An 8,822-nucleotide genomic window follows, 5' to 3' on the forward strand; every position below is an offset into this window, starting at 1 on the left:
GTCAGGCTCCCTTCCTCGCGCGGCGTTCGGTGGGCTGGGTCACCCGGTCGAGCATCAGGCCGAGGCAGACGATCGCCGCGCCGGCCACCAGACCGGTCGCCAGGTCGCCCTGGGCGAGCCCGAAGACGACGTCGTAGCCGAGGGCGCCGCCGCCGACCAGGCCGCCGATGACGACGACGGCGAGGACGAGGACGAGGCCCTGGTTGACGGCGAGCAGCAGCGCCGGGCGGGCCAGCGGGAGCTGCACCTGCCGCAGCTGCTGCCAGCTGGTGGCGCCGAGCGAGCCGGACGCCTCCAGTGCGGCCGGGTCGACCTGGCGCAGGCCCTGGGTGGTGATGCGGACGACGGCCGGCAGGGCGTAGACGATCGCGGCGGCGACGGCCGGGGCGCGGCCGACGCCGAACAGCGCGACGACCGGGATGAGGTACACGAACTGCGGCATCGTCTGGAACACGTCCAGCACGGGACGCAGGGCCCGCTCCAGGCGGTCGCTGCGGGCCGCGGCGATCCCGACGGCGAAGCCGGCGACGAGGGTGACGGCGACGGCCGCGAGGACCTGGGAGAGGGTGTCGAGGGAGGGCTTCCAGACGCCCAGGACGCCGATGGCGGCCATGGCGAGGACGGCGGTCAGGGCGGTGCGCCAGGTGCCGATCACCCAGGCCAGGGCGGCGACGATCAGCAGGACCGCCCACCAGGGCAGCCCCTGCAGGCCGTCACGCACCGGGTCGAGGACCCAGGTGGTGAAGTGGCCCGCCCAGTCGGCGGTGCCGCCGACGACGGGCACGCCCGAGTACAGGTGCGCGGTCATCCAGTCCACGGCCCGGTTGACGGGCTCGGCGATGCCGACGACCCACGCGTCGGGCCAGTCCAGGCGGCCCGCGAGCCGTCCGGCGACCGCCACGGCGACGACACCGGCGAGGGCGTACAGCCAGGCGCGCCCGCTGTGGGGCTCGGTCTCGGCGCCGAGCCTCTCCCCGGCCGCGCCGGTGACGCGGTCCAGGACGACGGCCAGCAGCACGATCGGGATGCCGGCGGCGAGCGCGGCACCCACGTCGACCGAGGCCAGAGCCTGGTAGACGCGGTCACCGAGACCGCCCGCGCCGATGACGGCGGCGATGACGGCCATGGACAGCGCCATCATGATCGTCTGGTTGACGCCGAGGAGCAGCTCCTTGCGGGCCAGCGGGATGCGCGCGGTCAGCAGGCGCTGGCGGGCGGTGGCACCGAGCGACTCGACGGCCTCCAGCACCTCCCTGTCGGCCCCGCGCAGGCCCAGCGAGGTCAGCCGGGCCATGGGCGGGGCGGCGTAGACGACGGTGGCCAGGACGGCCGCGGGGACGCCGATGCCGAAGACGAGGACGACGGGCAGCAGGTAGGCGAAGGCGGGCAGCACCTGCATGGTGTCCAGGACCGGGCGCAGGGCGCGGTCCATCCGGTCGGACAGCCCGGCGGCGAGCCCGAGCAGCGCGCCCACCACGATCGAGGCGAGGACCGCGACGACCATCAGGGCGAGGGTCTGCATGGTCGGCACCCACATGCCGAGCAGGCCGCAGGCGAGGAAGGCGACGGCCGTGCCGAGCGCCAGCCTCACACCGGCGACCCGCCAGGCGACCAGGGCGCCCAGGGCCGTGACCCCCGCCCAGCCGACGGCGAGGAGGGCGAGGTAGACGGCGCGGACGGCGATGACGACGACGTTGCTGACATGGCCGAAGAAGTAGAGGAACAGCGGGTGGCTGTCGCGGTTGTCGATGATCCAGTCGCTGGCCCTGGCGAGCGGCTCGGAGAGGTCGACCGTCAGCGCGCTCGGCCAGGTGCCGCTGGCCCAGCGGGCATCGGCCAGCGGCACCAGGACCGCCGCCGCGACGGCGAGCAGGAGGAGCTTGCGCACGGTCCGGTTCCTCAGCAGTCCGGGCAGACCGAGGCGCGGCGGGTTCGCCGTGATGGTCGCCATCACACCGCCTCCCTGGGCTGCTCCGTCCCCGGCGGGGCAGGCTGCTCCGTGCCGGCGACGACCCCGAGGAGGGTGTCGGAGTCGACCATGCCCACGCACCGGCCGTGGTCCATGACCCGGGCCGGAAGACCGGCGCGGGCGACCGCCTCGATGGCCTCGGAGACCGTCGCCTCGGGCCGGACCGCCGGTCCGCTGCCGTCCAGCTCCGCCGACGGGCGGCGCATGGCCGTGCGGACCGTCATGACCTGCTCGCGCGGGACGTCCCGGACGAACTCGCGGACGTAGTCGTCGGCGGGCGCGCCCACGATCTCCTCGGGCGTGCCGAGCTGCACGACCCGGCCGTCGCGCATCAGGGCGATGCGGTCGCCCAGCTTGAGGGCCTCCTGGAGGTCGTGGGTGATGAAGACCATCGTGCGGCCCTCCTCGTGGTGCAGCCGGACGACCTCCTCCTGCATGTCGCGCCGGATCAGCGGGTCGAGCGCGCTGAACGGCTCGTCGAACAGCAGGACCTCGGGGTCGACGGCGAGGGCGCGGGCGAGGCCGACGCGCTGGCGCTGGCCGCCGGAGAGCTGGCCGGGGCGGCGGTGCTCCATGCCTTCCAGGCCGACCTTGGCGACGACCTCGGCGGCCCGTTCGCGCCGCTCGGCCTTGCCCATGCCCTGGATCTCCAGGCCGTAGGCGACGTTGTCGAGGACCGTGCGGTGCGGCAGCAGGCCGAAGTGCTGGAAGACCATCGCGGCGCGGTGGCGGCGCAGTTCGCGCAGCCGGGAACGGTCCATGGCGCGGACGTCCTCGCCGTCGATGGCGATCGTGCCCGCGGTGGGCTCGATCAGCCGGGTGAGACAGCGCACGAGGGTGGACTTGCCGGAGCCGGACAGGCCCATGACGACGAAGACCTCACCCTTGCGCACGTCGAAGCTGACGTCCCGGACGGCGGCGGTGCAGCCGGTGCGCGCGCGCAGTTCGGCGGGGTCGAGGGCGGTGAGCTCGGGGTCGCCCGGAACGCGGTCGGCCTTGGGGCCGAACACCTTCCACAGGCCTTCCACCGAGAAGACGGGGGTGGTGTCCATGGTCTGCTCCGCCGGGGGTTCGAGGGTCGCGGTCACTTGGCACCACCACCGATCAGCTCGGCGGCCTTCTCCCCGACCATGAGCACGCCGATCATCGGGTTCACGGTGGTCATGGTGGGGAACACGGAGGCGTCGGCGACGCGGATGCCCTCCAGGCCCCGGATGCGCAGCTCGGGGTCGACGACGGCCAGCCGGTCGTCGGCGGCGCCCATCCTGCAGGTGCCGGCCGGGTGGTAGACGGTGTGCGCGACCTTGCGGGCGTACTCGCTGAGCTCCTCGTCACCGGTGACGTCCGGGCCGGGACAGACCTCGCGCTTGAGCCAGCCGGCCAGCGGCTCGGTCCTGGCGATCTCGCGGGCGATGCGGATGCCGTCGACGAGGGTGCGGCCGTCGTAGTCGTCCTCGTCGGTGAAGTAGCGGAAGTCCAGGGCCGGCTTGACCTCGGGGTCGGCGCTGGTCAGGTAGAGCCGGCCGCGGCTTTTGGGCTTGGGGATGTTCGGGGTCATCGACACGCCGAACTCCGGCCGCTGGTAGCCCAGTCGCTCCGGGTTGTCCGTGAACGGGATCTGGTAGAAGTGGAACATCAGGTCGGGGTGCGCCAGTTCGGGGTCGCGGCGCACGAACAGGCCCGCGTCGGAGTCCATCGCCGAGTTCTCCGGGATGGGGCCGTTGGTCTCCCACACGATGACCGACTCGGGGTGGTCGAGCAGGTTCTCGCCGACGCCCGGCAGGTCGTGCGTGACGGGGATGCCGAGCTTCTCCAGGTCGGCCCCGGGGCCGATGCCGGAGTGCAGCAGCAGCCGGGGCGAGTCGACGGCGCCGGCGCAGAGCAGGACCTCGTTGCGGGCCCGGACGAGGATCTCCTCGCCGTCCTTGGTGCGCACGTGCACGCCCTCGGCGCGGTTGCCGTCCAGCTGGAGCCTGTACGCCCAGGTCTCCAGCAGGATCGTCAGGTTGGGGCGCTGGTCCATCACCGGGTGCAGGTAGGCCACCGACGCCGAGGAGCGCTTGTTGTTCTCGGGGTGGTAGGCGAGGTCGAAGAAGCCGACGCCCTCGGTGAAGGGCTTCTTGTTGAAGCCCTCCACGCGCGGCACGCCCAGCGCCTCCTGGGCGGCGTCGACGAAGTCGCGGGCGATGGCGTTCCGGTCCTTCTCGTCGACCGGGACGATGTTGTTGAGCAGCCGGGCGAAGTACGCCTCCATCTGTACCGCGCCCCAGCCCTCTGCGCCGGCTGCCTCCCACTCGTCCCAGTCGGCGGGCAGCGGCTTGAAGGCGATCAGGGTGTTGTGCGAGGAGCAGCCGCCCAGGACGCGGGCCCGGCTGTGCCGGATGTGCGAGTTGCCGCGAGGCTGTTCGGTGGTGGGGTAGTCGTAGTCGAGTTCGCCGCCGAGCAGGCCCATCCAGCGGCGCAGGGTCAGCACGTCGTCGCGGCCGACGTCGCTGGGGCCGCCCTCGATGACGGCGACGGTCACATCCGGGTTCTCGGTGAGGCGGGAGGCGATGACGGAACCGGCGGTTCCGCCGCCTATCACGACATAGTCGTACTCATGACTGGTGTGAGACATGGCGTGCTTGCTCCAGAGGGGGATGAGGGGGACGGGCTCGCAGGTGTGGGGGACGGGCTCGCAGGTGTGGGGGACCGGCCCGGGGGCGGGGGCGCCCCGGGGCCGGCCGGGTCGGCCCGGACCGGGGGGAGATCCGGGCCGAGAGGGGGGCGGCCCGGGACATCCGGGCCGGGGGGAGGGCCCGGAGCGGGGATCCGGGCCGGGAGAGAGCGCCCGGAGCGGGGGTGATCCGGGACCCGGGGGCGGCCCTGACCAGGGGGGCGATCCGGGCCGGCGGATCAGCCCGCGAACCAGCGCACCGGCTTGGGGGCGAGGTTCTGGTAGACGTGCTTGGTCTCCCGGTACTCGGCGAGACCGGCCGGGCCGAGTTCGCGGCCCACTCCGCTCTTGCCGAAGCCGCCCCACTCCGCCTGCGGCAGGTAGGGGTGGAAGTCGTTGATCCAGACGGTGCCGTGGCGCAGCCGTCCGGCGACGCGGCGGGCACGGCCCGGGTCCGCGGTCCAGACGCCGCCCGCCAGTCCGTACTCGGTGTCGTTGGCCAGGGCGACGGCCTCGTCCTCGGTGCGGAAGGTCTCGACCGTGAGGACCGGCCCGAAGACCTCCTCCCGGACGACGCGCATCTCGCGGTGGCAGTGGTCGAGGACGGTCGGCTCGTAGAAGTAGCCGTTCTCCGGCCGCTCGGTGGACGGCTCGGGGCGCTTGCCGCCGCAGCGCAGCACCGCCCCTTCCTCCAGGGCGGAGGCGACGTACGCCTCGACCTTGGCGCGCTGCTGCTCGGAGACGAGCGGGCCGCACTCGACGCCGTCCTCGGTGCCCCGGCCGAGGCGGATCTTCCGGGCCCGGCGGGCGAGTTCGGCGACGAACCGGTCGCGCACCGACTCCTCGACGATGAGGCGGGCCCCGGCCGAGCAGACCTGGCCGCTGTGGATGAAGGCCGCGTTGAGGGCCTGGTCGACGGCGGTGTCGAAGCCCTCTTCGGTGGCGCAGGCGTCGGCGAAGACGACGTTGGGGTTCTTGCCGCCGAGTTCGAGGGCGACCTTCTTGACGGTGGGCGCGGCGGCCTGGGCGACCTTGGTGCCGCTGAGCAGGCCGCCGGTGAAGGAGACCAGGTCGACGTCGGGGTGCTCGGAGAGCCGGGCGCCGACCGTGTGGCCCGGTCCGGTGACGATGTTGGCGACTCCCGCGGGCAGTCCGGCCTCGACGAGCAGGTCGATCAGCGCGATGGTCGTCATCGGCGTGATCTCGCTGGGCTTGACGACGAAGGTGTTGCCGGCGGCGAGGGCGGGGGCGATCTTCCAACTGGCCTGCAGGAGCGGGTAGTTCCAGGGCGTGATCATCGCGCAGACGCCGACGGGCTCGTGCACGACGACGCTGTGGACGTCCGGCGAGCCCGCGTCCACGACCCGGCCCGGGGCCTCGGCGGCGACCAGGTCGGCGAAGTAGCGGAAGGCGTCGGCGACACAGTCGATGTCGACGCGGCCCTCTTCGACCGTCTTGCCCGCGTCCCGGGCCTCCAGCCGGCCGAGCTTCTCCCGGTCCCGCACGAGCAGGTCGGCCACGCGGCGCAGCAGCGCGGCCCGCTCGGCGGCGGGCGTGCGGGGCCAGGGGCCCTCGTCGAACGCCCGCCGGGCCGCCGCGACCGCGAGGTCGGTGTCCTTCTCGTCGCCCTCCGCGACGACGGCGAAGGGCAGGGCGTCCGCGGGGTCGAGGATCTCGCGCGTGGCCCCGGAGACGGCCGCGCGCCATTCTCCTCCCACGTGGATGGTTTGACTCGCCTGAAGCTCGGTACTTTCCGCCATGGTCGCTCTTCGCCTTCCGTTCCTGGTCAGCGTCTCCGTGTCACACACGTGTCACCGAGAGACCGGGTTCGCCTGCCCGAGACCCCCGGATGCATGCGCCTGGGTGGCCGAAAGTGCGCTGCGTCACGGGAGATGCGGGCAAAAGGAACGAAAGACCCGTCGAACAGCGCGCAGGCCCCGCACCGGAGATCCGGTGCGGGGCCTGCGTGAAGACGCGAGCGGCGTGCGGTCAGATGAGGCCGAGGCCGCGGACCGCCTCGCGCTCCTCTTCCAGCTCCTTGACGGAGGCGTCGATCCGGGCGCGCGAGAACTCGTTGATGTCCAGGCCCTGGACGATCTCGTACCTGCCGTCCTTGCAGGTGACCGGGAAGGAGGAGATCAGGCCCTCCGGGACGCCGTAGGAGCCGTCCGACGGGATGCCCATGGAGACCCAGTCGCCCTCGGGGGTGCCGTTGACCCACGAGTAGACGTGGTCGATGGCGGCGTTGGCGGCGGAGGCGGCCGACGAGGCGCCCCGGGCCTCGATGATGGCGGCACCACGCTTGGCGACGGTCGGGATGAAGTCGTCGGCGAGCCACTTCTCGTCGTTGACGACCTCGGCGGCGTTCTTGCCGGCGACCGTGGCGTGGAAGATGTCCGGGTACTGCGTGGCGGAGTGGTTGCCCCAGATCGTCAGCTTCTTGATCTCGGAGACCGGGGTGCCGGTCTTCTTCGACAGCTGGGTCAGGGCGCGGTTGTGGTCCAGGCGGGTCATCGCCGTGAACCGCTCGGCGGGGACGTCCGGCGCGGCGGCCTGGGCGATCAGGGCGTTGGTGTTGGCCGGGTTGCCGACGACCAGGACCTTGATGTCGTCCGCGGCGTGGGCGTTGATGGCCTGGCCCTGCGGCTTGAAGATGCCGCCGTTGGCCTCCAGCAGGTCCCCGCGCTCCATGCCCTTGGTGCGCGGGCGGGCGCCGACGAGCAGGGCCACGTTGGCGCCGTCGAAGGCGACGTTCGGGTCGTCCGTGATGTCGATGCCCTGCAGGAGCGGGAACGCGCAGTCGTCCAGCTCCATGGCCGTGCCCTCGGCCGCCTTGAGCGCCGGCGTGATCTCCAGCAGGCGCAGCTTCACCGGCACGTCCGCGCCGAGCAGCTGACCGGAGGCGATGCGGAAGAGCAGGGCGTAACCGATCTGGCCGGCCGCGCCGGTGACGGTGACGTTCACGGGAGTGCGGGTCATGGCGTTCTCCGTATGACAGCTGGCGGTAGGGGCGGGGTCCCTGCCCCGGACGTTTGATCGATCTCTTGGCGTCAAGAGATCCATCCAGCGGTCAGGCTATCGCGCATCCGGGATCCCGGACGGCCGGGTCGGTGTGGCCCGGCCCACAACCCGCCGCCCGTCACACAAGAGGCGGCCGCCCGTCCGGGAGAGGAGGACGGAGGCGGCCGCCTTGAGGGGGATACCGACGATGCCGGTCCCGTGGGGGTACGGATCGCGTGCCCCCGATTCCGGCGGGCATGCCTCACCGGCGGCATCCTTCGCCGTCCCCGCGGAGCCCCGCTTCCCCCTACTGCGTGCAGCCCTGCCCGCCGGCCGCGAGCGTCGCGCACGCCTTGGCGTCGGCGGCGCTCTTGACGGCCACCATCGGGGTGTACGCGATGGTGTCCCCGGCCGCGGTGATGCTGCCGTTCTGCTTCGCCCTGCCGGCGCTGATCTGGACCTCGTCGCCCTGCGCGGCCTGTGTGATACGGCCCCAGGCCGCCTTGCAGGTCTCGCTGTAGCGGACCTCCACGACGGTCGTGCCGACGGTCGCGGTCCGGGCCGTGGTCACCAGATCACCACTGCATCCCATGTTCTCCGCGTCCTTGCCGGTGCAGCTGTCGCCGCTGCACTTCACACCGGGCGGCAGGTTCCGGTCGGTGCCCGCGGTCGGCGTGGGCGACTCGGCGCCGCCCTTGACGTCGTCGTCACCGCCGCCGCCGGTGAGGTAGAAGGCTCCGGCGATCACCACGAGCACACCCACGATCCCCGCGAGGAACGTCCCGGTCCGCCGCTTGCCGGCGGAACCGCCCTTGTGCCCCGGGCCGGCCCCCCGGCCGCGGCCACCGGCCCGGCCGCCACCGCCGGCGGCCGGGGCGGCGTCCCGCGGCGCGCCGTACGCGCCCGCGCCCACGGCCGCCGGCCGGGCGGACGCGCCGGGCGCTCCGGCCGCGTCCGCGGGGCCGGGCCAGGCGCCGGCGCCCAACGTGCGTCCACCCGTTCCAGGGCCGGTCGGCGACGGACCCTTGTACCCGGCCAGCCCCCAGGAATTGACCTCGCTGCGGTCCTCCCCCAGGCCGGTGCCGGCGGAGTCCTGGACCTCGGGCGCCGTCGGCTGCGACGGCACGCTCGGGACGACGCCGGCCGGGCCCGCGATGCCCGGCGTGACGGTGGCGCTGCCGCTCCGGCGGGCCGGCT

General features: G+C 73.2%; 6 protein-coding genes. All 6 read right to left on the reverse strand.

Features of this window, described 5'->3' with window-relative positions; all coding sequences use genetic code 11:
• Position 1: 1 nt before the first annotated feature.
• Positions 2-1,951: an ABC transporter permease subunit gene (locus tag RIN80_RS13995; protein ID WP_309095898.1), complete on the reverse strand. Its 1,950-nt coding sequence runs from the start codon at positions 1,949-1,951 to the stop codon at positions 2-4.
• Positions 1,951-3,021: a glycine betaine/L-proline ABC transporter ATP-binding protein gene (locus RIN80_RS14000; RefSeq protein ID WP_309095903.1), complete on the reverse strand. Its 1,071-nt coding sequence runs from the start codon at positions 3,019-3,021 to the stop codon at positions 1,951-1,953. The genes RIN80_RS13995 and RIN80_RS14000 overlap by 1 nt, the downstream gene beginning before the upstream one ends.
• Positions 3,022-3,053: 32 nt before the next feature.
• Positions 3,054-4,586: a GMC oxidoreductase gene (locus RIN80_RS14005; protein ID WP_309095899.1), complete on the reverse strand. Its 1,533-nt coding sequence runs from the start codon at positions 4,584-4,586 to the stop codon at positions 3,054-3,056.
• A gap of 278 nt (positions 4,587-4,864) precedes the next feature.
• Positions 4,865-6,385: an aldehyde dehydrogenase family protein gene (locus RIN80_RS14010; RefSeq protein ID WP_309095900.1), complete on the reverse strand. Its 1,521-nt coding sequence runs from the start codon at positions 6,383-6,385 to the stop codon at positions 4,865-4,867.
• A gap of 229 nt (positions 6,386-6,614) precedes the next feature.
• Positions 6,615-7,604 (reverse strand): malate dehydrogenase, encoded by a 990-nt coding sequence (locus tag RIN80_RS14015; protein WP_309095901.1) that lies wholly within the window; start codon positions 7,602-7,604, stop codon positions 6,615-6,617.
• Between the two features lie 328 nt (positions 7,605-7,932).
• A partial coding sequence (locus RIN80_RS14020; protein ID WP_309095902.1) for a DUF2690 domain-containing protein occupies positions 7,933-8,822 on the reverse strand: 890 nt, incomplete at its 5' end.

Origin of the sequence: Streptomyces sp. (assembly GCF_031181705.1) — a bacterium.
Lineage (GTDB): Bacteria > Actinomycetota > Actinomycetes > Streptomycetales > Streptomycetaceae > Streptomyces.